The sequence below is a fragment of the Stenotrophomonas sp. S4 genome, from assembly GCF_054187805.2.
Genome location: NZ_CM196188.1, coordinates 3,987,373 through 4,011,939, shown reverse-complemented (window position 1 = coordinate 4,011,939; position 24,567 = coordinate 3,987,373). Strand labels below are relative to the sequence as shown.

At 68.0% G+C, this 24,567-nt stretch carries 26 protein-coding genes; 11 read left to right on the top strand and 15 right to left on the bottom strand.

Annotated elements, in window-relative coordinates:
- Positions 1–7: 7 nt before the first annotated feature.
- From ACUZUJ_RS18665 to ACUZUJ_RS18650, 4 genes are all read right to left on the bottom strand, one after another.
- Positions 8–457 (bottom strand): hypothetical protein, encoded by a 450-nt coding sequence (locus tag ACUZUJ_RS18665; protein ID WP_119006779.1) that lies wholly within the window; start codon positions 455–457, stop codon positions 8–10.
- Between the two features lie 143 nt (positions 458–600).
- A complete protein-coding gene (gene fhuE / locus ACUZUJ_RS18660) occupies positions 601–2,760 on the bottom strand; it encodes a ferric-rhodotorulic acid/ferric-coprogen receptor FhuE (RefSeq protein WP_101766073.1) in 2,160 nt (719 codons plus the stop codon).
- A gap of 197 nt (positions 2,761–2,957) precedes the next feature.
- Positions 2,958–3,509, bottom strand: coding sequence for a M23 family metallopeptidase (locus ACUZUJ_RS18655; RefSeq protein WP_049442867.1), 552 nt, complete (start codon positions 3,507–3,509; stop codon positions 2,958–2,960).
- 11 nt (positions 3,510–3,520) lie between these two features.
- Positions 3,521–4,003 (bottom strand): Lrp/AsnC family transcriptional regulator, encoded by a 483-nt coding sequence (locus tag ACUZUJ_RS18650; RefSeq protein WP_049442868.1) that lies wholly within the window; start codon positions 4,001–4,003, stop codon positions 3,521–3,523.
- Positions 4,004–4,075: 72 nt separating this feature from the next.
- Between ACUZUJ_RS18650 and ACUZUJ_RS18645 the strand changes: the two genes are divergently transcribed.
- Entirely contained in the window at positions 4,076–4,951 is an 876-nt protein-coding gene (locus ACUZUJ_RS18645) for an EamA family transporter (protein WP_032128972.1), read from the top strand.
- Positions 4,952–5,009: 58 nt separating this feature from the next.
- Here ACUZUJ_RS18645 and ACUZUJ_RS18640 read toward each other — a convergent pair whose 3' ends face one another.
- The 4 genes from ACUZUJ_RS18640 to ACUZUJ_RS18625 form a co-directional block, all read right to left on the bottom strand.
- Positions 5,010–5,747 carry an endonuclease/exonuclease/phosphatase family protein gene (locus ACUZUJ_RS18640; RefSeq protein WP_182474396.1) on the bottom strand — a complete coding sequence of 246 codons (738 nt, stop codon included), beginning with the start codon at positions 5,745–5,747 and terminating at the stop codon, positions 5,010–5,012.
- A 53-nt stretch (positions 5,748–5,800) separates the two neighbouring features.
- Complete coding sequence (locus tag ACUZUJ_RS18635; protein WP_101766072.1) at positions 5,801–6,637, bottom strand: thiol:disulfide interchange protein DsbA/DsbL; 837 nt, start codon at positions 6,635–6,637, stop codon at positions 5,801–5,803.
- Between the two features lie 106 nt (positions 6,638–6,743).
- Positions 6,744–7,394 (bottom strand): thiol:disulfide interchange protein DsbA/DsbL, encoded by a 651-nt coding sequence (locus ACUZUJ_RS18630; RefSeq protein ID WP_101766071.1) that lies wholly within the window; start codon positions 7,392–7,394, stop codon positions 6,744–6,746.
- Between the two features lie 106 nt (positions 7,395–7,500).
- Positions 7,501–8,301, bottom strand: coding sequence for a c-type cytochrome (locus tag ACUZUJ_RS18625; RefSeq protein ID WP_101766070.1), 801 nt, complete (start codon positions 8,299–8,301; stop codon positions 7,501–7,503).
- A 156-nt stretch (positions 8,302–8,457) separates the two neighbouring features.
- Here ACUZUJ_RS18625 and yihA point away from each other — a divergent pair, with 156 nt between their 5' ends.
- Positions 8,458–9,060 (top strand): ribosome biogenesis GTP-binding protein YihA/YsxC, encoded by a 603-nt coding sequence (gene yihA / locus ACUZUJ_RS18620; protein ID WP_049442873.1) that lies wholly within the window; start codon positions 8,458–8,460, stop codon positions 9,058–9,060.
- A 73-nt stretch (positions 9,061–9,133) separates the two neighbouring features.
- Here yihA and ACUZUJ_RS18615 read toward each other — a convergent pair whose 3' ends face one another.
- From ACUZUJ_RS18615 to ACUZUJ_RS18605, 3 genes are all read right to left on the bottom strand, one after another.
- Positions 9,134–10,105 (bottom strand): MBL fold metallo-hydrolase, encoded by a 972-nt coding sequence (locus ACUZUJ_RS18615; protein ID WP_101766069.1) that lies wholly within the window; start codon positions 10,103–10,105, stop codon positions 9,134–9,136.
- 702 nt (positions 10,106–10,807) lie between these two features.
- Positions 10,808–11,632, bottom strand: a complete 825-nt coding sequence (locus ACUZUJ_RS18610) for a helix-turn-helix transcriptional regulator (protein ID WP_080347445.1) — start codon at positions 11,630–11,632, stop codon at positions 10,808–10,810.
- Positions 11,629–12,333 (bottom strand): VIT1/CCC1 transporter family protein, encoded by a 705-nt coding sequence (locus ACUZUJ_RS18605; RefSeq protein ID WP_049442874.1) that lies wholly within the window; start codon positions 12,331–12,333, stop codon positions 11,629–11,631. Before ACUZUJ_RS18605 ends, ACUZUJ_RS18610 begins: the two co-directional genes overlap by 4 nt.
- Before the next feature lie 152 nt (positions 12,334–12,485).
- Here ACUZUJ_RS18605 and ACUZUJ_RS18600 point away from each other — a divergent pair, with 152 nt between their 5' ends.
- Positions 12,486–13,850 (top strand): glutamate--cysteine ligase, encoded by a 1,365-nt coding sequence (locus ACUZUJ_RS18600; protein ID WP_014038468.1) that lies wholly within the window; start codon positions 12,486–12,488, stop codon positions 13,848–13,850.
- Positions 13,851–13,941: 91 nt separating this feature from the next.
- On the opposite strand, the gene ACUZUJ_RS18595 is transcribed toward ACUZUJ_RS18600, so the two are convergent.
- On the bottom strand, positions 13,942–15,000 hold the full coding sequence (locus ACUZUJ_RS18595; RefSeq protein ID WP_005419275.1) for an NAD(P)-dependent alcohol dehydrogenase: 1,059 nt from the start codon (positions 14,998–15,000) through the stop codon (positions 13,942–13,944).
- A gap of 107 nt (positions 15,001–15,107) precedes the next feature.
- On the opposite strand from ACUZUJ_RS18595, the gene ACUZUJ_RS18590 reads away from it, so the two are divergent.
- Positions 15,108–15,992 (top strand): LysR family transcriptional regulator, encoded by an 885-nt coding sequence (locus tag ACUZUJ_RS18590; protein ID WP_101766068.1) that lies wholly within the window; start codon positions 15,108–15,110, stop codon positions 15,990–15,992.
- Positions 15,993–16,101: 109 nt separating this feature from the next.
- On the opposite strand, the gene ACUZUJ_RS18585 is transcribed toward ACUZUJ_RS18590, so the two are convergent.
- The gene (locus ACUZUJ_RS18585) at positions 16,102–16,764 is read right to left on the bottom strand and encodes a TetR/AcrR family transcriptional regulator (RefSeq protein ID WP_101766067.1); all 663 of its coding nucleotides are present in this window, start codon (positions 16,762–16,764) and stop codon (positions 16,102–16,104) included.
- A gap of 77 nt (positions 16,765–16,841) precedes the next feature.
- On the opposite strand from ACUZUJ_RS18585, the gene ACUZUJ_RS18580 reads away from it, so the two are divergent.
- The gene (locus ACUZUJ_RS18580) at positions 16,842–17,537 is read left to right on the top strand and encodes a DAPG hydrolase family protein (RefSeq protein ID WP_101766066.1); all 696 of its coding nucleotides are present in this window, start codon (positions 16,842–16,844) and stop codon (positions 17,535–17,537) included.
- Positions 17,538–17,549: 12 nt separating this feature from the next.
- On the opposite strand, the gene ACUZUJ_RS18575 is transcribed toward ACUZUJ_RS18580, so the two are convergent.
- Complete coding sequence (locus tag ACUZUJ_RS18575) at positions 17,550–17,966, bottom strand: VOC family protein (protein WP_049442878.1); 417 nt, start codon at positions 17,964–17,966, stop codon at positions 17,550–17,552.
- Positions 17,967–18,025: 59 nt separating this feature from the next.
- On the bottom strand, positions 18,026–19,129 hold the full coding sequence (locus tag ACUZUJ_RS18570; RefSeq protein WP_049442932.1) for an alkene reductase: 1,104 nt from the start codon (positions 19,127–19,129) through the stop codon (positions 18,026–18,028).
- A gap of 130 nt (positions 19,130–19,259) precedes the next feature.
- Between ACUZUJ_RS18570 and ACUZUJ_RS18565 the strand changes: the two genes are divergently transcribed.
- The 6 genes from ACUZUJ_RS18565 to ACUZUJ_RS18540 all read left to right on the top strand — a co-directional run bounded on the left by ACUZUJ_RS18565 (position 19,260) and on the right by ACUZUJ_RS18540 (position 24,524).
- Positions 19,260–20,165 carry a LysR family transcriptional regulator gene (locus ACUZUJ_RS18565; protein WP_049442933.1) on the top strand — a complete coding sequence of 302 codons (906 nt, stop codon included), beginning with the start codon at positions 19,260–19,262 and terminating at the stop codon, positions 20,163–20,165.
- Between the two features lie 71 nt (positions 20,166–20,236).
- Complete coding sequence (gene frmR / locus ACUZUJ_RS18560; RefSeq protein ID WP_005411009.1) at positions 20,237–20,512, top strand: formaldehyde-responsive transcriptional repressor FrmR; 276 nt, start codon at positions 20,237–20,239, stop codon at positions 20,510–20,512.
- Positions 20,513–20,577: 65 nt separating this feature from the next.
- Positions 20,578–21,687: an S-(hydroxymethyl)glutathione dehydrogenase/class III alcohol dehydrogenase gene (locus tag ACUZUJ_RS18555; RefSeq protein ID WP_049442879.1), complete on the top strand. Its 1,110-nt coding sequence runs from the start codon at positions 20,578–20,580 to the stop codon at positions 21,685–21,687.
- 8 nt (positions 21,688–21,695) lie between these two features.
- Positions 21,696–22,040, top strand: a complete 345-nt coding sequence (locus ACUZUJ_RS18550) for a YqcC family protein (RefSeq protein WP_049442880.1) — start codon at positions 21,696–21,698, stop codon at positions 22,038–22,040.
- A gap of 22 nt (positions 22,041–22,062) precedes the next feature.
- Positions 22,063–22,893 carry an S-formylglutathione hydrolase gene (gene fghA, locus ACUZUJ_RS18545; protein WP_049442881.1) on the top strand — a complete coding sequence of 277 codons (831 nt, stop codon included), beginning with the start codon at positions 22,063–22,065 and terminating at the stop codon, positions 22,891–22,893.
- Between the two features lie 185 nt (positions 22,894–23,078).
- Entirely contained in the window at positions 23,079–24,524 is a 1,446-nt protein-coding gene (locus ACUZUJ_RS18540; protein WP_049442882.1) for a GGDEF domain-containing protein, read from the top strand.
- Positions 24,525–24,567: the final 43 nt, after the last annotated feature.

Below are 24,567 nucleotides of genomic sequence, written 5' to 3'. Positions count from 1 at the left end.
TCGGCGGTCAATCCGGAATGTCCTGGTCCGGAGCCTCCTGTTCGACACTGTCATGCTGGGGCGCCACGCGGCGAAACGCGGTGCGGGCCCAACCCAGCCCAATCACGATCATCATCGGCCCGACTGCGAACCCTGGCAGTGACGGAACGCGGAAGTGCGGCCGGGATTCGATCAACAGGTTGTACAGGATCCAGATCACCAGGATCAGGCCGATTCCCGCGCACGACAGCCCGAACAGCACCTGCGGAACGCCCATTGCCAGACCCAGCGCCCGCTCAGCGCGGCTGGGTGTGGGGAGGGCCCGCAGTTCCCGGCCGAGGTCGAACCAGAACAGGATCGCGGCAGGTAGTCCGACCAACAGCAGCAGGATGAAATAGCCATTGCCCGTGATGATCATCAGGGGCAGCGACAGGAGCAGTGCCGTGAGCGAGAGACCGAGTTTCGTACCGGTACGCATGGCCGGTCGTCCTTGAGAGTGGAAGCGCATCATGTGTCCGCATGGCACGGGGCAGGACTGCTGGCCACCGTGTGCGCGAAGCTACACCTGCAAGGTCGCCGCCGCAACGCGATGGCGCCGGGGCAGGCCCGGCGCCATTTCCATCAGAACGCCCAGGTGAACGTCAGTGAGCCATTGCGGCCATCGCCGTACGCACCGTAGCCGTTGATCTGCGACAGGTACTTCTTGTCCAGCAGGTTGTTGAGGTTGGCCTGCACGCTGAACTCCGGCGAGATGCGGTAGCGCACGAAGGCGCTGACCAGTGCGTAGCCGCTCTGCTCGATGCGGCCGTAGGCCGGTACCGGGTAGTAGATGCGGTTCTGCCAGTTGGCACCGCCACCGACGGTCAGTTCCTGCAGCGACTGCGGGGTGTAGCTGGTGAACAGCTTCAGTGCGGTCTGGGGCAGGTTGGTGTTGATGTCGGCGCCGTTGATGTCCTTGGCCACATAGCGCGAAGCACCGAAAGTCGCGTTCCAGCCGGGTGCCAGCTCGCCGTTCAGCTCGAACTCGAAGCCACGGCTGACCGTGCCACGCGCGGCGCGATAGGCGAACTCGTTCTGGCTGCCCTGCACGGGTTCACCGGTGGCCTGGCCGACGTTGTCCTGTTCGATGCGGAACACGGCCAGCGAGGCGTTCAGGCGATTGTCGAACCATGCGCCCTTGACGCCCACTTCGTAGCTCTTGCCATCGACCGGATCGAGGTAGCTGCCGTTGCGGTCCTTCAGCGTCTGCGGCTGGAAGATCTCGGTGTAGCTGGCATAGGTGGAGTACGTACCGTTGATGTCGAACACCAGGCCGGCGTAGGGCGTGGTGACCTTGTGCGCGCGGTCGGCGCCTTCGCCCTCGCTCTTCCAGTCGGTGTAGCGGGCGCCGATGATCAGCTTCAGGGGGGCGGCCAGTGACAGGCGGGCGGCCGCGTAGCCGGCCTTCTGGGTGATGGTGCCCTCGCTGGCCAGTGCCAGCGGGTTCCAGTTCGGTTCGCTGATGTTGCCCGTCCAGTTCAGATAGCTGGCGAACGGGTCCCAGGTCTGGCCGGCGCCACCGACCTGGTAGTCGCCGTAGTTGGCGTACTCGCGCTTGTTGTAGCTCAGGCCGGCCATGAACTGGTGCTCGCGGCCGAACAGCTGGAACGGACCATCAACGTAGCCGTCGACGCCGGTGACCTTGCGCTCGGTGTTGTAGAAGCCCGCGGACGGCGAGATGCCTGTGCCGGTGGCCTTGTCGAAGTTCGATGCGCCCGTGGTCCAGTCGTTGTAGGCCGGGTAGAACAGCTTGTCGTCGGCCTTGGTCTCATCGTGCGTGGCACCCACCTTGAACTTCCAGCCGTTGCTGAAGGCGTGCTGCAGGGTGGCGAAGGCGCGCTTGCTGGTGGTATCCCAGTAGGTCCAGTTCGGGCTGGCGTTGAACGATTCGTCGTAGCCCGTGCGCGAGCCATCGGAGTACAGCATCGGGAAGCCGCCCCAGGTCGCGCCATTGGCGCGCTTCTGCTGGTAGTCGTAGCCCACGCTCAACTGCGTATCCGGGGTCAGGTCGGCGTCGATGACGGCGTAGCCCAGCGTCTTGCGCTGGTTGTAGCGGTCCATCTGGCCGTCGGTGTCCAGGTAGCTGCCGATCACGCGGCCGCGCACCGTGCCACTGGCGTTCAGTGCGCTGCCCACGTCCACCGTGGTGCGGGTGCGGCCCCAGCTGCCCACGTTTACCGATACGCTGCCGGCCAGCTCGGCGCTGTCGGCGTGCTTGCGCACCAGGTTCACCGATGCCGACGGGTTGCCGGCGCCGCTGAGCAGGCCGGTGGCACCGCGCACCACTTCCACGCGGTCGTACAGGGCCAGATCGAGGCCGGAGTCACCATAGCTCCAGTTCTGCACCATCTGCGTGGGCAGGCCATCGAACTGGTAGGCGTCGATGTAGAACCCGCGCGCGTAGAACTCGGTGCGCTCGCTGTCGGACTGGGTGCTGGTCACGCCGGTGGTGTTGGCCAGCACGTCGATGATGTCGTCCAGCTTCTGATCTTCGATGCGCTGGTGGCTGATGATGCTGACCGACTGCGGGATCTCGCGCGGCGCCAGGTCGAAGCGGGTACCGGCCGAGGTGCGGCGCACCGAATAGCCTTCGGCGCGTTCGCCCTTGACCACCACCTTGTCGAGCGTGGTCGGGTCGGCGGCGGTGTCGGCGAAGGCGGCCGGGGCCAGGGTGCAGAGTGCAACGAGCACGGCGACGGACAGCCGCTGCGGCTGCGGGGTACGGATGGCGGAACGGGTCATGGGGGTCCTGGACGAGCACGCGCGCTCGGCCGGCATCCAGAAGGCGAGGCGCTACGGGTGGGAAACGGGCGGGTAGGCCGTCCTGGCACCACCGGAAACGAAAGAAATGGTAATACGAACTATTCCTATTTACAAATCGTGAACGAATGGGCCCGCTGCCCCGTGGTATCGAGCTGGCTTGGCGCTACAAACCGGGTTCAGCGCAGCAGCGGCAGTGGATCGCGGGCGCCATCGGCGCCGTAGATGCCCCAGTGCAGGTGCGGCGGCGTGCCCCTGGCATTGCCGCTGTCGCCGACGTGGCCGAGAAGGTCGCCGGCCTGGACCACCTGGCCGCGCGCCAGGCCCTCGGCCCAGTCGTCCAGATGGGCGTAGTAGTAGCGCTCGCGCCCGGGCCCGATCACCCACACCTGGCGGCCACCGAGCCCGCGCTCGCTGACATCCGCGATGACGCCGGCGGTGGCACTGCGTACCGGGGTACCGCGCTTGGCGAAGATGTCGATGCCGGCGTGGGAGCGGTCACGGCCACGCGGTGCGCCGAAGGTATCGGCGATCTGGCGGGGGCGCACACCCTCCACCGGCACCGGAAGTTCGGTGGCCGGAGGCATCCGTGAGAGTGTCCACAGCAGCTTCGGTGCAGCGGCCCACGGGCTGTTCCACAGCATCAACGCGGCGACGATGGCGATGGCCAGCCATAGGCCACGCAGCAGCCAGCGGCGCAGGCGACGGGCAGGGGAGGGCGATGTGTTCATGATCTCCGACGCTACGGAACCGGTAGTAGCGGCACTTCGAAACTGCGCTTCAACGTACCCAGCGCGACCGACGTACGGAAGCGCTCGATGTTGTCATCGCCGCCGAACAACCGCTCTGTGATCGCCTCGTACTCTTCCATCGATGCCGCCGAAAGCAGCAGCAGGAAATCGCCGTCACCGGTGATCGAGTAGCACTGCTGCACGGCAGGATCGTCCTGCACGCGGCGCTTGAACGGCGCCACGCGCTCGCGCTGCTCGCTGACCACGCGCACCTCGACGATGATGGTCAGCGGCCGGCCGATCTTTGCGGCATCGATCACTGCCACATTGGCCGCGATCACGCCGCTGTCCTGCAGCCGCTTGATGCGGCGTTGCACGGCCGGGGGGGACAGGTGCACGGCCTCGGCGATTTCGCGCTGCGGCAGGGTGTTGTCCCGCTGCAGCAGGTCGAGGATGGCGCGGTCGAAGCTGTCGAGCACGGGGGCGGTGGCCATGGCGAGCAGAAGTTGCACGAACGGGCTGTCAATTGAGCCAAGTGCTCGGCGCTGGCGCAATAGACTTTGCCCATGCAGACCTCACGACTTGCGCCGATGTTGCCGGCGCTGGCGGTGCTTGGCTCGGTCACCTCGCTGGCCATCGGCACCTCCTACGCAAAACACCTGTTCCCGCTGATCGGCGCCCAGGGCACCAGCGCGCTGCGCGTGGGCTTCTCGGCGCTGTTGCTGCTGCTGTTCTGGCGGCCGTGGCGCTGGAAGACCAGCCGCGTGGATGCGATCACGATCCTGCGCTACGGGCTCACCCTGGGCCTGATGAACCTGCTGTTCTACATGGCCCTGCGCACGATTCCCTTCGGCATCGCGGTGGCCATCGAGTTCACCGGGCCGCTGACGGTGGCGATGCTGTCATCACGACGACCGATCGACTTCCTCTGGGTGGGCTGTGCGGCGGTGGGGTTGCTGTTGTTGCTGCCGATCGGCGGCGGCCCGGCGCTGGATCCGGCCGGCGTGCTGTATGCGATGGGCGCAGCGGCGTGCTGGGGCCTGTACATCGTGTTCGGCAAGCGTGCCGGCCACCTGCACGCCGGCCATTCGGTGTCGCTGGGGTTGCTGGCGGCCTCGCTGGTGGTGGTGCCGGTGGGCGTGGTGCATGCCGGTGCCGCGCTGCTCGATCCGAAGATCCTGGCGGCCGGCCTGCTGGTGGCGCTGGTGTCCAGCGCGATCCCGATGTCGCTGGAGATGATGGCGCTCAAGCGCCTGCCGAAGGAGACCTTCGGCATCCTGATCAGCATGGAGCCGGCGGTGGCCGCGCTGTGGGCGATGCTGCTGCTGCACGAGCACCTGCACGGGTTGCAGTGGCTGGCGATCGGCTGCACGGTGCTGGCCTCGGTGGGCAGCACGATGACCGCGCGGCGGTTGAAGGTACCGGTGGTGCAGGCCGGGTAGCGCCGGGCCATGCCCGGCGGAGAGCGTGCCAACCAAGGTTGGCACCCACCAGGAATGGTCAGCGCAGGGCGTTGGCCGGGACGTCGATCTGCATCGCCAGCGCGAGGTGATCGGAGAACGCGGCCGGTACGGCTTCCACGGTGCGGGTCTGCAGGCCGCTGCTGACCAGGATATGGTCGATGGCGCGGTCGGGGCGCCAGCTGGGGAAGGTCGGCACGATGCAGCCGGGGGGCTGCAGCCGGGTCTTCTGGTACAGCACCTGCATTTCCGGGCGTTCGGCCAGGCAGTTGAAGTCGCCCATCAACACGGCGTTGGGATGGTCGGACAGCAGCTCGGCGATGAAACCCAGCTGCGACATCCGCGATCCCGCGCCCAGCGACAGATGGGCCACCGCCACCGCCAGGCCATCGGCACCGTCGCCGAACTTGGCCAGCAGCACGCCACGCCCGCCGATGCGGCCGGGCAGGGCGTGGTCCTGCACTTCCACCGGTTCCAGCTTGCTCAGCAGGCCATTGGCGCTGGAGGCGACCCCGCCCATGCGCCGGTTCGGCTGGTGACTCCAGTAGTTGAAGCCGGCGCGCTGGGCGAGGTAGTGAGTCTGGTTGGTGAAGCCCGAGCGCAGGCTGCCCGGGTCGGCCTCCTGCAGGCCGACGATGTCATGTTCGCGCGCCAGGGTGGCGATCGCGTCCAGGCTGCTGCGCTTGCGACCCGCCGGCAGCGCATGTGACCAGCTGCGGGTCACATAGTCGCTGTAGCGGCGGGTACTTGAGCCGGCCTGGATGTTGGCCGTCAGCAAGCGCAGGGTCCGTGTACGGGGGGAATTCACGGCCGGGAAACGCTTCTCTTGGATCAGTGAGCCTGGGCCGCACCGCGTTCGCGGGCGATCAGGTGGTCGGCGATGCGCAGCATGTCCGGGAAGCTCTTGCCCTTCACCAGGTACTTGCCGTTGACGATGATCGACGGGGTGCCGCTGATCTGGCTGCGCTGGGCGAACTGCTTGGCCGAGTTGGTCTTGGCATTCACTGCGAAGCTGCCCATGGTGGCGGCGAACTGCTTCGGATCCACGCCGTAGGCGGTGTAGAACTTGGCGATGTCTTCCACCGAGTCACGGCCGCGCTCGCCCTTCAGGGTCTTCTGCGAGTGGATGGCGGCGTACAGCGCTTCGTGGGTCTTCTCCTGCACGCCCAGGGTCTGCGCGGCGTAGAAGGCACGGGCGTAGTCATCCCAGGTGCCGCCGAACATGGCCGGCACGTAGACGAAGTTCACGTCGCTCGGCAGGCCGGCCTTCCACGGGCCGACCAGCGGCTGGAACGCGGCGCAGGCCGGGCAGACGTAGCCGAAGATCTCGGTTACTTCGATCTTGCCGGCAGCCGGCTGGAACGGCTGGCCGTTCGGGATCACCTGGTAATCGGCGCCTTCCACCGGGGCCGGGCCGGTCAGCGCGGCGGTGGTCGGGGCCGGCGCCGCGGCGGGGGCGGCTTCGGCCGGGGCCTTCTCGCCTTCGGCGGCAGCCGGAGCGGCGCCTTCGCTGCCCGCGGCCGGTGCAGCAGCCGGTTCAGTGGTGGCGGCCGGGGCGGCTGCCGGTTCGGCCGGGGCCGCGGTGGTGTTGGTGCTGCCGTCGTCGGCCTTGCAGGCGGCCAGGATCGGCAGCAGCGCTGCGAGGGCGAGGGCGTAACGGATCTTCATGGAAACGTCTCCAGCATCTGGAATGGTGGGGCCGGCGGCAGGCGCCGGCCAGAGGGAAATGATGACACGCGGCGGCGACAGCGCCGTGTCGGTGGTGGGGCTGGGTTCAGCGGCCGCGGGCAGCGCGGGCCTGGGCGATCAGCGCCGAGGCGATGCGCAGCTGGTCGTCGAAGCTGTTGCCGCGCACCAGGTACTGGCCGTTGATGATGATGGCCGGGGTGCCCGGAATCTTGGTGCGCTGGGCGAACGCGCGCGCGGCCTCGACCTTCTTCTGCACGGCATCGCCGCGCAGGGCGTGGATGTAGCGGTCCGGGGTCACGCCGTAAGCCTTGTAGAAGGTGGCGAGCTCATCGGCCGAGACGTTCTGCATCGGCAGCGAACCCTGTTCGTGCAGGGCCTTGAACACGGCGGCATGGCTGCGCTTGGCCACGCCGACTTCGTCTGCGGCGTAGTAGGCCAGTGCCCAGGCATCCCAGGCACCACCGAAGGCGGCCGGGACCGGGGTGAAGCGCACGTCGGCCGGCAGCTTGGCCGCCCAGGCTTCCAGCTGCGGTTCGAAATGGGCGCAGTGCGGGCAGGTGTAGCCGAAGACCTCGACCACCTCGATCTTGCCGGCCAGCGGCTGGAACGGGCCCGGCTGGGCGATGCGCTCGTAGTCTTTGCCCTCGACCAGCGGGGCATTGGCGGGGGTGGCGGCGTAGGCTGCCAGCGGCAGCAGCACCAGCACGGACAACAGCAGGCGGGAAATCAACCTCATCGACACGCATCTCCGTTGAAAAAAGCAACGCCGGCGCAGCCGCCGGCGTGAAGGAAACATACCGCAGCCGTGGGCCGACGTGGCGGCCCGGGCCGACCAGTGGTGGTCAGGGGGCGGCAGCCGGTTGCACCGGCGGGGTGGCCGCGGCTACGTCATCGGCCTTGTTGTGCAGGCCCTGCAGGTAGCTCGACAGCGCCTGCACCTCCTGCTCGCTGAGCTTCTGGGCAACCGTGGCCATGATCTGGAAGTGCGCCTTGTCGGTCTCGTTGGTCTGGCCGGCCTGGTACTCCTGCAGGCGGCGCGCGACATAGCTGGCGTGCTGCCCACCGAGGTGCGGATAGGCCGGGCCGGGATTGCCGGCACCGCTGGGGCCGTGGCAGGCCATGCAGGCCGGCAGGCCGCGCTTGGCATCGCCGCCGCGGTACAACTGCTGGCCGATCTCGTAGAACTTCATGCCCTTGTAGGGGCCATCGGTCACCGCCGTGTCATCGGCGATGCCGGCGGTGGCCTTCTGCGTGGCGAAGAACGCGCCGATGTCGCGCATGTCCTGCGGGGTGAGGTTCTGCACGAACGGCACCATCGCCACCGCCGCGCCCGAGCTGCGCTGGCCGTTGGCGATCAGGGCCATCTGCTGGGCCACGTAGCGTTCGCTCTGGCCGGCGATGGACGGGTACATCTCCACCGTGGAATTGCCGTCGGCACCATGACAGGCGGCGCAGGCCGTCGCCTTGGTCTGGCCGGCCTTGGCATCGCCCCAGTGGGTCTTGCTGAAATCCACCTCCAGCGAGGCGGTACGGATCGGCCCGTTGTCGGGTAGCGGGGTCAACGTGGTCTGCGCGAACGCAGCAGCGGCAACGACTACAGCAGTGGCAAGGGCGGATACGGCAAGAACGCGAGCGTGGCGCATGCTAAAGCTCCGTATGGACCGGGCCGGGCGGTGGCCGCCGGCATCGCCCGGATTATCAACGCCGTTTCCGCGCACGGTCAACGCAGCAGTGCAGCAAAATGGCCGCAGCGGCCGCCGGCACGGGCGCGCGGCGCCGCAACATGCGATCCTAGGCACATGTCATTGCTCATCGAACGCGCCCGTTACCACCTTTCGGCCCACAACGTGCGGCAGCTGCCGCCCGATGAAGGGGCCGAAGTGGCCTTTGCCGGCCGCTCCAACGCCGGCAAGTCCAGTGCGCTCAACGCGCTGACCCGCCAGAACGCCCTGGCCCGTGTCTCCAAGACCCCCGGCCGCACCCAGCAGCTGGTGTTCTTCCAGGTCACCCCGGAAGCCCATCTGGTCGATCTGCCCGGTTACGGCTACGCCAAGGTGCCGCTGGACCTGCAGGCGCATTGGCAGGCCTTCATCGACAAGTACTTCCGCACCCGCGAGGCCCTGAAGGGGCTGGTGGTGGTGATGGACATCCGCCATCCGCTGAAGGATTACGACCGGCAGATGCTGTCCTACGCCGTGCAGCGTGGCCTGCCGGCGCACGCGCTGCTGACCAAGGCCGACAAGCTCAGCCGCAGCCAGCAGATGCAGTCCCTGCAGAAGGTGCGCAAGGAACTGCACTCGGCCTATGGCGACAGCGTGAGCGTGCAGGTGTTCTCCGGCGAGGACCGCACCGGCGTGGACGAAGCCCGCGGCGTGATCGGCGGCTGGCTGGGGCTGGAATAAGGCCTTTCCGGTCGCCCGGCTGGCAGCCGGGCGCTACCCGATCGGGTGGGTGCCGACCTGGGTCGGCACACCCTCACAACGGCGAATACTCCGCCGGCACCCAGGCATAGGCCTGGCCCTCGCCACGCACATGGCCGAGGCCGGGGAACGGCAGATGCGCACCGGCCACCCACCAACCGTTGGCGGTGGCCTGCTGCAGCAGCCCGCGACGGCTGGCGATGGCCGCCTTGCGGTCCGAATCGGCTTCGAACGCGGCCTCCGGGTGGGCGAACTGCACCGCATGGAAGTGCAGCACATCACCCCATACCAGCAGCGACTGGCCCTGGCTGTCGAACCGGTAGGAGACATGGCCGGGGGTATGGCCATGGGTGTCCATCGCCACCGCGCCACCGGGCAGCGCATCGCCGGGGCTGAAAGTGCGCAGGTGGCCGCTGGCCTGGTACGGCGCGACCGCGTTGCGCGCCAGCGGGAAGGCGAAGCGCACGCCCTTCGGCGCCGTGGCCTCGCTGGCCGGGTTGAGCCAGTAGTCGGCATCGGCCTTGGACAGCCACACGGTGGCATTCGGGTAGGCCGGCTTGCCCTGCGCGTCGAGCACCCCGCACAGATGGTCCGGATGGGCGTGGGTCAGCAGCACCTCGTCCACCTCGGCCGGGTCCACGCCGGAGGCACGCAGGTTGCCGAGCACCTGGCCCAGGCCGGGGCCGAAGCACTGCGCGGTGCCGGTATCGACCAGGGTCAGGTGGTTGCCCTGGCGCACCAGGAAGGCGTTGATCGCGGTCTGCAGGCCCTTCTTGTCTTCGGGTACGTAGCGGCCTTCCAACAGGCGGCTGACCAGCGTTGGCGGCACGTCGACCACTTCCTGCCGGCCCAATGCGACCACGCCATCGAACAGGGCGGTGACCTGCAGCGCACCGACGCGCTGGTGGTAGACACCGGGCACCTGCTGGGTGGGAGCGGGCGAGGTGGCTTCGGCCAGTGCGGCCAGCGGCAGGGACGACAGGGCCAGCAGCAGGGCGCCGCGCAGCGGCAGGTAACGCAGGGTCATGGCGGTTCTCGGTGGATGACGGGCGGTTCCGTTGTGCCCAGCGTGCCGTGGCCGGCGTGTGCACGGCGCTCAAACCACTACGCGGAATGCTCAGGGAGGGGGGGGCTGCAGGGCTGCGCCCTGCACCCGCTACGAGCCAGAGCAACAGCCGAAGCAACAGCGGCTATCCGTGGGATGGCGGGGTGGGTCCGGTTGCGGGAGACGCCGTAAACCCCGCTCCGCGGTCCGGCCCAGCCGCTGGCGGCTGTGCGTTCGGGCGCTTGCGAAGCAGTGCTTCGCAAGCAAAGCGCCCTCACCCATGGGGGCTTGGCCGCGGCATCCATGCCGCGGACACTCCCGCAACCGGACCCACCCCGCCTTCGACAGTTTTCCGCGATCTGTTGGAAATGCTCTTGGGGTCAGATCCGTTTTCCGGAGGAAAACGGATCTGACCCGGGAATTTCATTCGATATCTGACAGATGTGTCGACCAAGGTCGACACCTACCAACAGCCGCCGGAATCTGTCGAAGGCGGGGCGGTGTGGGTGGGCAGGACCGTTGGCGCCATGGATGGCGCCATCGAGCCCCCAGGGATGGGTTTACGGCGTGTCCTGCCCACCCACACCGCCCCGCCCCGCCATCCCACGGATAGCCGCTGTTGCTGTTGCTCCGGCTCTTGCACTCGCTTCTGCGGGTGCAGGGCGCAGCCCTGCCGAACCCCCCTCAAATGTCTGTGGGAGCCAGCCCGTACTGCTCGGCGAAGCGCTTGCTGAAACTGGCCGCAGACCGGTAGCCCGCGCGTGCGGCGACGGTCTTCAACGGCAGGTCGGTGGTGTAGAGCAGCTGCATGCCATGCGCCAGCCGGGCCTCGGTGAGCAGCTGGCGCAGGCTGGTGTCCTCGGCCGCCAGGCGACGACGCAGGGTCGCACCGCTCAGCGCGAACTGTTCTTCCACATCACGCGATTGCCAGTCGCGTGCTGGTTCGGCGGCGATGCGATCGCGGATCTGTTCGCCCAGGCTCGGCGCCTGCGGCAGCAGCAGGTTGCCGTGGCCCTGCCGGCACAGGGTCAACACCAGCGAGGCCAGGGCCAGCCGCGCGTCGCTGTAACGACCGTCCTGCAGCGCTTGGCGCCACTGGCGCAGCACCGCGCCATGGTCGATCAGCGGCAGTCGTGCCATCGCCTGGCCAGGGGCGGGGAGTTCCTCGCTCCACAGCGTGCGTGCGGCCGCCAGCACTTCGGCACACAGCGGCACGATCGCGCTGAGGTAGCGGCCACTGCGCGGATCGGGGCTGTTGACCACATCGATGCGGCAGCGCTGGGTCAGCAGCAGGATGTCGCCGGGGAAGAATTCCAGTGACTGGTGTGCGGTGCGCACCTGCTTGCGGCCTTCTAGCAGGATCGCGAACTGCGGCTGCGGAATCTCCACCGAACTGGCGCCATGTTCCCGGCGAGCGGTGATGCACGCATAGCCCTCGGCGCGTGCGCAGCCAGCCAGGCTGGCCATCTCGGCCAGCAGTGCGGTGGCCGGGGGCAGCATGCCGGTCACGAGACGTGGGCACCGAGCAGGCGACCGACGCCTGCGGCCGCGGCCATCGCCAACGCGCCCCAGAACATCACCCGGATTGCGCCGCGAACAGGCGGGGCGCCGCCGGCCTGCGCCGCCATCGCGCCGGTCAGGCACAGGCCGAGCAGGGTACTGGCGGTGGTCATCATCGCGACCTTGTCGACCGGCGCGAGCAGGGCGGTCAGCACCGGCAGCGCCGCGCCACAGGTGAACGCACCGGCCGAGGCCAGCGCCGCCTGCAACGGGCGCGCGCGCAGGGTATCGGTGATGCCGAGTTCGTCGCGGGCATGGGCGCCCAGCGCGTCGTGGGCGGTGAGCTGTTCGGCCACCTGCCGTGCCAGGGCAGGCTCCAGGCCGCGGTGGCGGTAGATCGCGGCCAGCTCTTCCAGCTCGCTGTGCGGGTCTTCGTGCAGTTCGCGCTTTTCCATCGCCAGGTCGGCGTCTTCGGTGTCGGCCTGGGTCTGCACCGAGACATACTCGCCGGCGGCCATCGACATCGCGCCGGCCACGGTGCCAGCCACGCCGGTGGCCAGGATGGTCGTAGCGGAGGCGCCGCTGGCGGCCACGCCGACCACCAGGCCGGCCACCGAGACGATGCCATCGTTTGCCCCCAGCACGGCGGCACGCAGCCAGCCGACGCGCTCGGAGCGGTGCAGTTCGGGGTGTCGTGAATGACGGCTCATGGCTCTGAGTGTACGAGGGTCAAGTGGGCGTCGGTAGGATGCTGAAACCTGCCACCGTCGCATGACGCAACGGGTCGCCACGCTATAGTGCGCCCTTGCGATGGAAGGCCCCGGGCCCCACATCCCCCGCCACTGTCCAGCGAGCCTTCCCCTTGTCGAGCCCCAGCCACGTCGCCGATACCCCCATTACCGACCGCTCGCAGCTGGTGGAGGTGATCGCCTCCGGCGAGAAGCCCCGCGCGCAGTGGCGCATCGGTACCGAGCACGAGAAGTTCGGGTTCCGCCTGGATGACCTGCGCCCGCCGACCTTCGAGGGCGAGCGCGGCATCGAAGCCCTGCTCAACGGCCTGGTCCGCTTCGGCTGGGAGCCGGTGCAGGAAAACGGCAACACGATCGCCCTGCTGCGCGATGGCGCCTCGGTGACGCTGGAACCGGCCGGTCAGTTGGAACTGTCCGGAGCGGCGCTGGAGACCATCCACCAGACCTGCGTGGAGACTGGCACCCACCTCAATGAAGTGGCCCAGGTGGCCGGCGAACTGCAGCTGGGTTTCCTCGGCATGGGTTTCCAGCCGAAGTGGAAGCGCGATGAGATGCCGTGGATGCCGAAGGGCCGCTACAAGATCATGCGCGCGTACATGCCCAAGGTCGGCTCGCTCGGCCTGGACATGATGACCCGCACCTGCACGGTGCAGGTGAACCTGGACTACGCCACCGAAGCGGACATGGTGAAGAAGTTCCGCGTGTCGCTGGCGCTGCAGCCGATCGCCACCGCGCTGTTCGCCGATTCGCCGTTCACCGAAGGCAAGCCGAACGGCTACCTGAGCTACCGCTCGCACATCTGGACCGACACCGACGCCGACCGCACCGGCATGCTCGACTTCGTGTTCGAGGATGGCTTCGGTTACGAGCGCTATGTCGACTACCTGCTCGACGTGCCGATGTATTTCTCCTACCGCGATGGCATCTACCACGACGCCAGCGGGCAGAGCTTCCGCGATTTCATGCAGGCCAGGCTGCCGGTGCTGCCCGGTGCGCTGCCCACGCTGCGCGACTGGTCGGACCACATGACCACCGCGTTCCCGGAAGTGCGCCTGAAGAAGTACCTGGAGATGCGTGGCGCCGACGGTGGCCCGTGGAGCCGCCTGTGTGCGCTGCCGGCATTCTGGGTGGGCCTGCTGTACGACGACACCGCACTGGATGCCGCCTGGGACCTAGTGCGGGACTTCACCCTGGCCGAGCGTCATGCACTGCGCGATGGCGTGCCGAAGCATGCGATGAACCTGCCGTTCCGTAATGGCAGCGTGCGCGACCTGGCCCGCGAAGCGGTGAAGATTTCCGTCGAAGGCCTCAAGCGCCGCGCGGCGCGCAACGCCGACGGCCAGGACGAGAGCAAGTTCCTGGACGTGCTGCAGGAGATCGTCGAGTCCGGCCTGACCCCGGCCGAGCGCAAGCTGGCGCTGTTCCATGGCCGCTGGCACGGCGATGTGGATCCGGTGTTCCGCGAGTTCGCGTACTGACCGCGATGCGGGGTTGCCCGCCAGCGACCGGCACTACCAGAAGAAAAACCCCGGCATTGCCGGGGTTTTTCGTTTCCACATCTACCTTGGATCAGGCGGCGTTCTTCATCGTCGCCATGTCGATCACGAAGCGGTAGCGAACATCGTTCTTTGCCATGCGTTCCCAGGCCTCGTTGACGTTCTTGATGTCGATCATCTCGACGTCGCTGACGATGCCGTGCTCGGCACAGAAGTCCATCATTTCCTGGGTCTCGGCCATGCCGCCGATTGCCGAGCCGGTCAGGTGCTTGCGGCCGAAGATCACGCTGCCGCCGGTCAGCGGCGGGTCCAGTTCGGTCAGTACGCCGACCAGGCACATGGTGGCCTCGCGCTTGAGCAGGCCCATGTACGGGTTGGTGTCATGGCCAACCGGGATGGTGTTGAGCAGGAAGTCGAAGCTGCCGGCGTGCGCCTTCATCTGCGCGGCGTCGCGCGAGACCAGCACTTCGTCGGCGCCCAGGCGCTTGGCGTCGGCACCCTTTTCCGGCGTGGTGGTGATCATCACCACGTGCGCGCCGAGTGCCTTGGCGAACTTCACGCCCATGTGGCCGAGGCCACCGAGGCCGATCACGCCGACCTTCTGGCCCGGGCCGACCTTCCAGTGGCGCAGCGGCGACCAGGTGGTGATGCCGGCGCACAGCAGCGGCGCGGCCGCCTTCAGGTCGAGGGTGTCGGACACCTTCACCACGAAGCGCTGCTCGACCACCACGTGGTCGGAATAGCCGCCGTAGGTCGGCGCACCGCTTTCGCGTTCACGGCCGTTGTAGGTCCAGGTCGCGCCTTCGGCGCAGTACTGCTCCAGATCGTGCTCGCAGGCGTCGCAGTGGCGGCAGGAGTCGACCATGCAGCCGACGCCGGCGTGGTCGCCGACCTTGAAGCGGGTGACGTTGCTGCCGACCTCGGTCACGCGGCCGATGATCTCGTGGCCCGGCACCATCGGGTAGATCGAGCCACCCCAGTCGTCGCGGGCCTGGTGCAGGTCGGAGTGGCAGATGCCGCTGTAGAGGATCTCGATACGCACATCGTCCGGGCCGACCGCGCGGCGTTCGAACTCGTACGGGATCAGTGGGTCGGTATGTGAATGGGCGGCGTAACCACGGGCGAGGGACATGGGGAATCCTTGGCAGGGTTTGTCGAAAGGCGTTTTACAATACGCCCCGTGCCCAGCCGCAAGAAGCCCGGATATCGGCATGATTCATCAAGTGAAATTGCACAATCATGGCCACTGACAACCTCTCCCACCTGGCCGCGTTCGCGGCGGTCGCCCGCCACCGCAGCTTCCGCCGCGCCGGCGCCGAGCTGGCGCTGTCGACCTCGGCGGTGAGCTATGCGATCCGCGCGCTGGAAGAACGCCTGGGCGTAGGCCTGTTCCATCGCACCACCCGCAGCGTGGCCCTGACCGAGGCCGGACAGCGCCTGCTCGAGCGCCTGCAACCGGCACTGGGGCAGGTGCATGACGCGCTGGAAGAGATGAACCAGTTCCGCGCCGCTCCGGCGGGCCTGCTGCGCATCAACGCCACCCGTGCGGCGGTGGCGACCCAGCTGGGGCCGCGGCTGGCGCGCTTCCTGCACGCCCATCCCGACGTGCGGGTGGAGCTGACCGAGAACGATGGCCTGGTCGACATCGTCGCCGAGGGTTACGACGCCGGCGTGCGCCTGCATGAGTTCATCCCCGAGGACATGGTGGCGGTGCCGATGGGGCCGCCGTTGCGTGGGCTGATCGTCGGCTCGCCGGACTACCTGCGCAGACGCTCGGCGCCGCAGCATCCACGCGACCTGGCCACGCACGAGTGCATCCGCTTCCGCTTCGCCAGCGGCCATCTGTACAAGTGGCAGTTCGAACGCGAGGGGCAGGCGCTGGAGATCGACGTGCCGGGGCGGTTGACCCTGGGCGAGCAGGGCACCGTGGTCAGTGCCGTGCTCGATGGCATCGGCCTGGCCTATGTGCTGGAAGACACGGCAAGGCCGTACATCGAATCCGGGCAGATGGTGGCGGTGCTGGAAGACTGGAACGAACCGTTCGCCGGTTTCGCCCTGTACTACCCGAAGCAGCGGCAGATGCCCGGTGCGCTGCGTGCGTTCGTGGACATGCTGCGCGAGTGAGTTGCTGCAGGAGTGCCGACCAACGGTCGGCACCCACCGGGGCAGGCCATTGCCGACCGACGAATCGGGATCGGCCGGTAGATCCACGCCATGCGTGGATGGCACCACGCTACGGCCCCTGCAGCACCGGCGCCAACAACACCAGGCAATCACGCAGGTGCACCTCCACCGGCGCATCCTCGGCCACCACGCCGATCACGCGTTCGCGCAGCGGCTCGGCCACGGCCATCGCCAGGATCAGCCGCGCCATGCACGCGGCATCTCCCTTCCGCAGCAGCCCACGCTGCTGCTGCCGCGCCAGCCAGTCGGCCAGCAGCGAACGGCCGCGTTCGATGCCGTTGTCCAGATAGGCCTGCAGCAGCGCGTCCTTGCCGGGAAAGTCGGTGGCCAGCAGCCGGAACACCTGCACCGCCTGCGCCGACAGCGCCTGTGCGCACACCGCTTGCAGGATCGCCTGCAGCAGCGGCAGCACTTCGTCGGCGTTGCGGGCATCACGCTGCAGTTGTGGCGCGAAGCCGTCGGTCCACTCGCGCACCGCCAATCCGACCAGTTCCTCGCGGTTGCTGGCATGGCGGTACACGGTCTTCTTCGCCACCCCGGCGTGCGCCGCCACCGCTTCGATGGTGGTGGCCTCGTAACCCTGTGACAGCAACAGCGCCAGCGTGGCCTGCAGCACCGCGTGGCGGACTTCGGCTTCCGGTCGCGCAGGGCGGCCGCGGCGGCGGGTCGGCGTTGTGGGCTCGGGCAGGGCGGTGCTGTTCATTGCGCCCATCTTACCGCATTGGGTTAATTGCGAAACGTTGAACGTTTCCGTATTGTCAGGCCTCCCAACCCCGCAGGAAACCCCCGATGGATACCGCTGTGAACGCCCGCGCCTGGCTGGACCACCACGATCTGCTGGACCCAGCGCCGATGCACCTGGAAACCGGCATCCAGCGCCGCGAAGACGGCACGCTGCTGGTGGCGGTGCGCACCGATCTGCACGGCTGCAAGGGCCGCATGCTGGACTGGTGGTTCACCTTCTTCGAGACCACCCAGCACATCCGCTGGTGGCATCCGGTCGACCATGTCGAGCATCGCGGCTGGGACGCGGCCTGGCAGCGCGGGCGCAGCTACCACGGCGCTAGCATCCACGCGGTGGAATCGCTCGCTGACATTCCGCCGGTGGCGGCGCGGCTGAAGTTCCATGACCCGCGCACGCTGCTGGTGCCCGAGCGCCTGCAGGTGGCACAGGATGCCGGTGATGTGTCGGCAGTGATCGCCGCACGCATCGGCTTCGGCGATCACGTGCGCCTGGATGCGCACGGTGACCCTTGCGACGGGCAGATGCTGCATGTCGCACGCGATACGCCGTTTGGCTGCGTGCTGCGCAGCCGCTTCGTACTCGGCCTGGACAGCGCCGATCCGCAGCGCGATGCCGGCGATGCAGTCGGCCTGGGCCTGCTCAGGCACTGCTACACGGAGTTCAGTTTCCTGTCGCGCCTGCTGCCGTCGCTGTACTACGGCGAGCGTGCCAACGGCGAAGCAGTGCCGTTGCCGTGGTGAACGGCGCGCCGGTCAGTCAACCAGCGCGTCGTAGCCTTCGCCACTGAACTGGATCAGGCAGAAGCCATGCCCGAACGGATCGGCCAGCACGGCGATGCGGCCCCAGCGACGCTCGCGCACAGGCTGTTCGAGCGTCGCCCCGGCCGCAACCGCACGTGCCAGTGCGGCCTCGATGTCATCCACCACCCAGTCCAGGTGCAGCGGGGTCCAGTGGCGCTCGTAGTCGCGCACGTCGCCATCCTCGGTGGCGGCGCTGCCGGCCTCGTTCTGCAGCAGGTAGAGCGGGGTTGGCCCACCGAGCAGCTCCACGGCGCCCGGGCCGAGGCGGCGGCCGATGCGCAGGCCGAAGGCTGTGGTGTAGAAGGCTTCGGCTGCGGCGAGATCGGGGACGTCGAGGTTGACGATGAATGATGCGGTGGGCGTATCCATGGGCAGATCCGCTGGATGCGGGTGGGCAGTGTACGCCCGCATCCACGCAGGGCGTGGGTCTACTGCGCGCGCGGGTAGTCGAGGTAGCCCGCTTCGCCGCCACCGTAGTAGCTGCTGCGGTCCGGAGTGGCCAGCGCGATGTCGCGCTGCAGGCGCTCGACCAGATCCGGGTTGGCGATGAACGGCTGGCCGAACGCGGCCAGGTCGATGGTGCCGGCCTCGACCAGCTGCAGGGCGCGCTCGCGGGTCATGCCACCGGCCAGGATCACGTTGCCACCGTAGGCCCGCTTGAACTGCTGCAGGAACGTTTCGCCCAGCACCGACTGCCCCGCCTGCAGGTTGTCGTTGAGATGCACATAGGCCAGCCCGCGCTTGCCCAGTTCCTCGGCCAGGTACAGATAGGTGGCCTCGTTGTCGGGGTAGTACGGCATGTCGAAGGTGAGGTTGTTCGGCGCCAGGCGCACGCCGATGCGGTGGGCGCCGATGCGCTCGGCCATCGCATCGACCGTCTCCAGGATCAACCGCGCACGGTTCGGCAATGAGCCGCCGTAGCGGTCCTCGCGTTCGTTGATGAGCGGGTTGAGGAACTGCTCGAACAGGTAGCCGTTGGCGGCATGCAGTTCGATGCCATCGAAACCGGCGGCGATCGCGTTGTCGGCGCCGCGTGCGAAGTCGGCAATGATGCCGGGGATCTCTTCGGTGGCCAGCGCACGCGCCGGGGTGGGATCGGCATGGCCGCGGCTGCCGTCTTCCAGATAGACGAACGAGGTGTTCTTCGCTGCGCTGGCGACCGGCCGGGTACCGGCGCTGACCGGTTGCCCACCCCCGGGCTGCAGCGAGGAATGCGACATGCGGCCGACGTGCCAGAGCTGGGCGAAGATCGTGCCCTGCGCGGCATGCACCGCCTCGGTGACCAGCTTCCACCCGGCCACCTGCTCGGCCGACCAGATGCCCGGCACGTCGATGTAGCCCTGGCCCTGCGGCGAGACCGGCGTGCCTTCGCTGATGATCAGGCCGGCGCTGGCGCGCTGCCGGTAGTACTGCGCGGTGAGCTCATTGGCGACCGAGCCGGGGTTGCGGGCACGGGTCATCGGGGCCATCGCGATGCGGTTGCGCAGGGCGATGCCTGTCAGGTCGAACGGACGGAACAGGGCGGCGGTCATGTTGGTCATCTCGGTGCGGGGAAGAGCGCCAGCGGCGCGATGCACACAGGATGGAGTTGACATGCGGGCGCATAAAGCGCTTCGATCTCCCTTGGTGCGGGACTATTTGTCCCCAATGTGGGATGAGATGATGCTGCCGCTGGAATCGTTGAATGGCCTGGTGACCTTCGTCACCACGGCCCGCTCGGGCAGCTTCACCGAGGCTGCCGACGCGCTGGGCATCTCGCGCTCGGCGGTGGGCAAGGCCATCGCCCGGCTGGAAGCGCGGCTGGGCGTGCGCCTGTTCCACCGCACCACGCGGCGCATCGCGCTGACCACCGATGGCGAGGCGTACTACGCGTCGTGTGCGGCGGCACTGGAAGAAATCTCCGCGGCCGAGGCCTGCCTGGGGTCGGCTGGCCTGCCCAGCGGGCGGCTGCGCATCGACATGCCGTCCTCGTTCGGGCGGCTGGTGGTGCTGCCGGTGCTGTTGCGCCTGTGCCGGCAGTACCCGGACCTGCAGCTGACGATGACCTTCACCGATCACTTCGTCGATCCGGTCGAAGAGGGCATCGACCTGCTGATCCGCTTCGGCGGATTGCACCAGGCCGAGCATCTGGTCGCGCGCCGGCTGGGTCGCCAGCGTCTGGTCACCTGCGCATCGCCGGAGTACCTGCAGGCGCACGGCGTGCCGGCGACCGTCGAGGACCTGGCGCAGCACCGCAGCATCGTTGGTTTCCGCCACGGGCAGCCGGTGGCGTGGCGGGTCGGCAGCGACGATGCCGAGGCCACCTTCATTCCGAACGCGGCCTACCAGCTCAACGACGGCGACGCGGTCATCGAAGGCGCCATCGCCGGGCTGGGCATCTGCCAGATGCCCATTTCACTGGTGCGCCGCCATCTGGATTCCGGCGCGCTGCAATCGGTGCTGGACGAACACATGCAGCGGCACATCGACATCCATGCCCTGTGGCCGCCAACCCGGCACCTGCGGCCGAAAGTTCGCTATGTGGTGGATGAGCTGGCGCGGCTGGCGGGCGAGGGATTGTTCGATTGAGCCGGCCGGGATTGAGTCCGTGACCGTGGCTTGTATACTATCCCCCAGTATAGTTCCGAGGTGGCCCCGCCATGCCGCACTCCCCCGAAGAGAAGAAGAAGGTCCTGGCCCGCGTGCGCCGCATCCGCGGCCAGTGCGATGCGCTGGACCGCGCGCTGGAAGCCGGTGCCGACTGCGGGCCGGTGCTGCAGCAGATCGCCGCCATCCGTGGCGCGGTCAATGGCCTGATGTCCGAGGTGATGGAGGCCCATCTGCGCGAGGAGTTCGGGCAACCCGCAGCCTCCGACGAACAACGCGCCGAGCGCGTGCGCGACATGAGCGCGTTGATCCGCTCGTACCTGAAATAAACGACGGCGCAACATTGCGCTGATCACGCTGTACCCCATTCCCGCCTGATCCTGGAGAAGCCACCATGAAGTCCCGTGCCGCCGTCGCCTTTGGTCCCGGCCAGCCGCTGCAGATCGTCGAGATCGACGTCGCCCCGCCGAAGAAGGGCGAAGTGCTGGTGAAGATCACCCATACCGGTGTCTGCCACACCGATGCGTTCACCCTGTCCGGCGATGATCCGGAAGGCCTGTTCCCGGTGGTGCTGGGCCATGAAGGAGCCGGCATCGTGATGGAAGTGGGCGAGGGCGTGACCAGCGTCAAGCCGGGCGACCACGTGATTCCGCTGTACACCGCCGAGTGCGGCGAGTGCCTGTTCTGCAAGAGCGGCAAGACCAACCTGTGCGTGTCGGTGCGCGCTACCCAGGGCAAGGGCGTGATGCCCGACGGCACCAGCCGCTTCAGCTACAACGGCGAGCCGCTGTACCACTACATGGGTTGCTCGACCTTCAGTGAGTACACCGTGGTGGCCGAGGTGTCGCTGGCGAAGATCAATCCGGACGCCAACCCGGAGCACGTCTGCCTGCTGGGTTGCGGCGTCACCACCGGCATCGGCGCGGTACACAACACCGCCAAGGTGCAGGAAGGCGACAGCGTGGCGGTGTTCGGCCTCGGTGGCATTGGCCTGGCGGTGATCCAGGGCGCGCGCCAGGCCAAGGCCGGCCGCATCATCGCGGTGGACACCAATCCGTCCAAGTTCGAGCTGGCCCGCGAATTCGGCGCCACCGACTGCATCAATCCGAAGGATTTCGACAAGCCGATCCAGCAGGTCATCGTCGAGATGACCACCTGGGGCGTGGACCACAGCTTCGAGTGCATCGGCAACGTCAACGTGATGCGCGCGGCGCTGGAATGCGCGCACCGTGGCTGGGGCCAGAGCGTGGTGATCGGCGTGGCCGGTTCGGGCCAGGAGATCTCCACCCGTCCGTTCCAGCTGGTGACCGGCCGCAAGTGGTTGGGCACCGCCTTCGGTGGCGTGAAGGGCCGCAGCCAGCTGCCCGGCATGGTCGAGGACGCGATGAAGGGCGATATCGAACTGGCGCCGTTCGTCACCCACACCATGGACCTGGACAAGATCAACGATGCCTTCGACCTGATGCATGAAGGCAAGTCGATCCGTTCGGTGGTCCACTACTGAGCCGCGGCATGGGCTGGTTCGATGCCCTGCGCAGGCCGCGTGCGGACGATCCGCGCGCGGCCCTGGTCGATCCGATCGAGCAGGCCCTGCGTGCACTGGGCTGGGTCGAGGGTGTGGTCGGGCCGCCGCGCGCGGTGGATTCCGCCTTCGGCATCGACGAGATGCCGTTCGAGCACTGGCTGGCGCAGGTGTTCCTGCCGCGCCTGCACGAAGCCCGCGCGGATGGCCAATGGCCGCCACACAGCAACGTGGCGGTGGCGGCATATCGCAACCTGGACGGCCAGCCCGGTGTCGAACCCCTGCTGCAGCTGTTGTCGCAGTTGGATGAACTGATCAATACACGCGCCGGCTGAGGCCGGTACGCAGGAGAGTGCCATGGAACGCATTGAACACCGCGCCTGTTTCGGCGGCTGGCAGGACGTCTACCGCCATCATTCGACCGCGCTGGGCTGCGACATGCAGTTCGCCGTGTACCTGCCACCGCAGGCGGAAACGCAGAAGCTGCCGGTGCTGTACTGGCTGAGCGGCCTGACCTGCACCGAGCAGAATTTCATCACCAAGGCCGGGGCGCAGCGTTATGCGGCCGAGCACGGTGTGATCATCGTCGCGCCCGACACCAGCCCGCGTGGTGATGACGTGGCCGATGCCGAGGGCTACGACCTGGGCAAGGGGGCAGGCTTCTACCTCAATGCCACCCGCGCACCGTGGGCGAAGCACTACCGCATGCACGACTACGTGGCGCAGGAACTGCCGGCGCTGATCGAGGCGAACTTCGCGGTGACCGATGCACGCGCGATCAGTGGCCATTCGATGGGCGGCCATGGCGCGCTGGTGATCGCGCTGCGCAACCCGGGGCGCTACCGCAGCGTGTCGGCGTTCTCGCCGATCGTCGCGCCCAGCCACGTGCCGTGGGGGCAGAAGGCGTTCACCGCCTATCTGGGCGACAACCCGGCCGACTGGACGCAGTGGGATACCTGCGCGCTGGTGGCGACGGCCAGTGAGCGCCTGCCGCTGCTGGTCGACCAGGGCGAGGCGGACGAGTTCCTGCAGACCCAGCTGCAGCCGCAGCGTCTGCAGGAGGCCTGCGCAGCCGCCGGCCATCCGCTGACCCTGCGCCTGCAGCCCGGTTACGACCACAGCTACTACTTCATTGGCAGCTTCATCGGCGAGCACATCGCGCACCACGCCCGCGCCCTGCACGGCTGACCGCTTTCCGGTAGTGCCGGCCGCTGGCCGGCAACCTGCAGTCCAGTGGTTCCCCGGGATTGCCGGCCAGCGGCCGGCACTACCCTGGCGGGCACGCGGCGTGTCGTCTTGCCGCAGTGGATCACGCCGCTGTGGCGCGGGCGGGGCTATGGTGCGCGCGTACGGCCTTGTGGATCGGGGGATGCATGCCGGTAGTGCTGGCGCTGCTGTATGTGCTGTGCCATGGCCTGGTGCTGACCCTGTGGCCGGGCCCCGCCGGGGTGGGATCGTTCGTGTTCCTGACCGGTGCACCGTTGCTGGCGGCGGCCGCCTGCCTGTGGCGGGCGCGCCGCGACCGGGCGGCCCTGGGCTGGCGCGCCACCGCGCTGGCGCTGCTGCTGTGGGCGGGCGGCATGGCCTTCAACATGATCGATGCGCTGGGGGCCGGCCGTGCCGATATCACCCCGCAGGCAAGCCTGCTCCTGTACGTGCTGTACGGCGTGCCGCTGGTATTCATCCTTGCCCGCGCGCGGCGCGAGCGGCTCAGCATCAGCCTGATCGATGCGGCGATGGCGGCGCTGCTGGGCGTGCTGTTCTTCGTGCACACGCAGTCCTTCGCCGACCGGGTGGAGGTCGACCCGATGGCGATGGTCAGCATGCAGCGCATGTTCGACATCCAGAACCTGTGCATTGCCGGCTTTGCGGTGGTGCGATGGCTGGCCGGCGATGTGCCCGAGCGGCGCAGCGTGTTCCGCGCGCTGGCGCTGTACGCGCTGGCGTACCTGGTGGTGGCGTTCTACATCAACCACTACACCTCGGGGGATGCATTCGGCGCCTACAACGACCTGCTGATCGACCTGCCATTCCTGCTGCTGGCGTTGCTGGCGCTGAGCCAGGCGCCCGCGCCGGTGTTCGTGCCGCACCCGCGGATGGCGCGCACCGTGCAGGCGGCGGGCCCGATGATCCTGCCGTTGCTGCTGTTGGTGGTCGGCACCCTGGTGGTCGACCATGCACGCCCCCTGGCGGTGGCCGGATTCGTGGTGGCGACGCTTGGTTTCGGCCTGCGCAGCATCCTGCTGCAGACCGACCTGCTGGAACGGCAGGCGGCGCTGGATCAGCTGGCGCGACGGGACGGTCTGACCGGGGTGGCCAACCGCCGCGAGTTCGATGCCCTGCTGTTGGCCGAGTGGAACCGTGCACGGCGCAGTGGTACCGAGCTGGGCCTGCTGCTGCTGGATATCGATCATTTCAAGGTCTTCAACGACCGCTACGGTCATCCCGCCGGCGACCGCTGCCTGCAGGCCGTGGCTGCGGTGCTGAAGGCAAGTGCCGGCCGCGCCGGTGACAGCGTCGCGCGTTATGGCGGCGAGGAATTCGCGGTGATCGTGCCCGGAAGCGCGCTGTCGGGCGTGCTGGCGCTGGCCGAGCGCCTGCGCGAGGCGGTGGAAGCGCTGCCGTTGCCGGAAGGATCGGTCAGCATCAGTATTGGCGTGGGCTACCTGCATCCACCGGCCCTGGCCAGTGCCGATCAGTTGCTGGCCGACGCCGATGCCGGCCTGTATGCCGCCAAGCGTGCCGGCCGCAATCAGGTGATCCTTCATGCGCATGTGCTGGACGACGAGGGCAGTGCGCACGGAAGGATGGATTGCTGACCTCGTTCTGTGTCCCGCCCCGGTATGCGATGGCGCGGTCGTA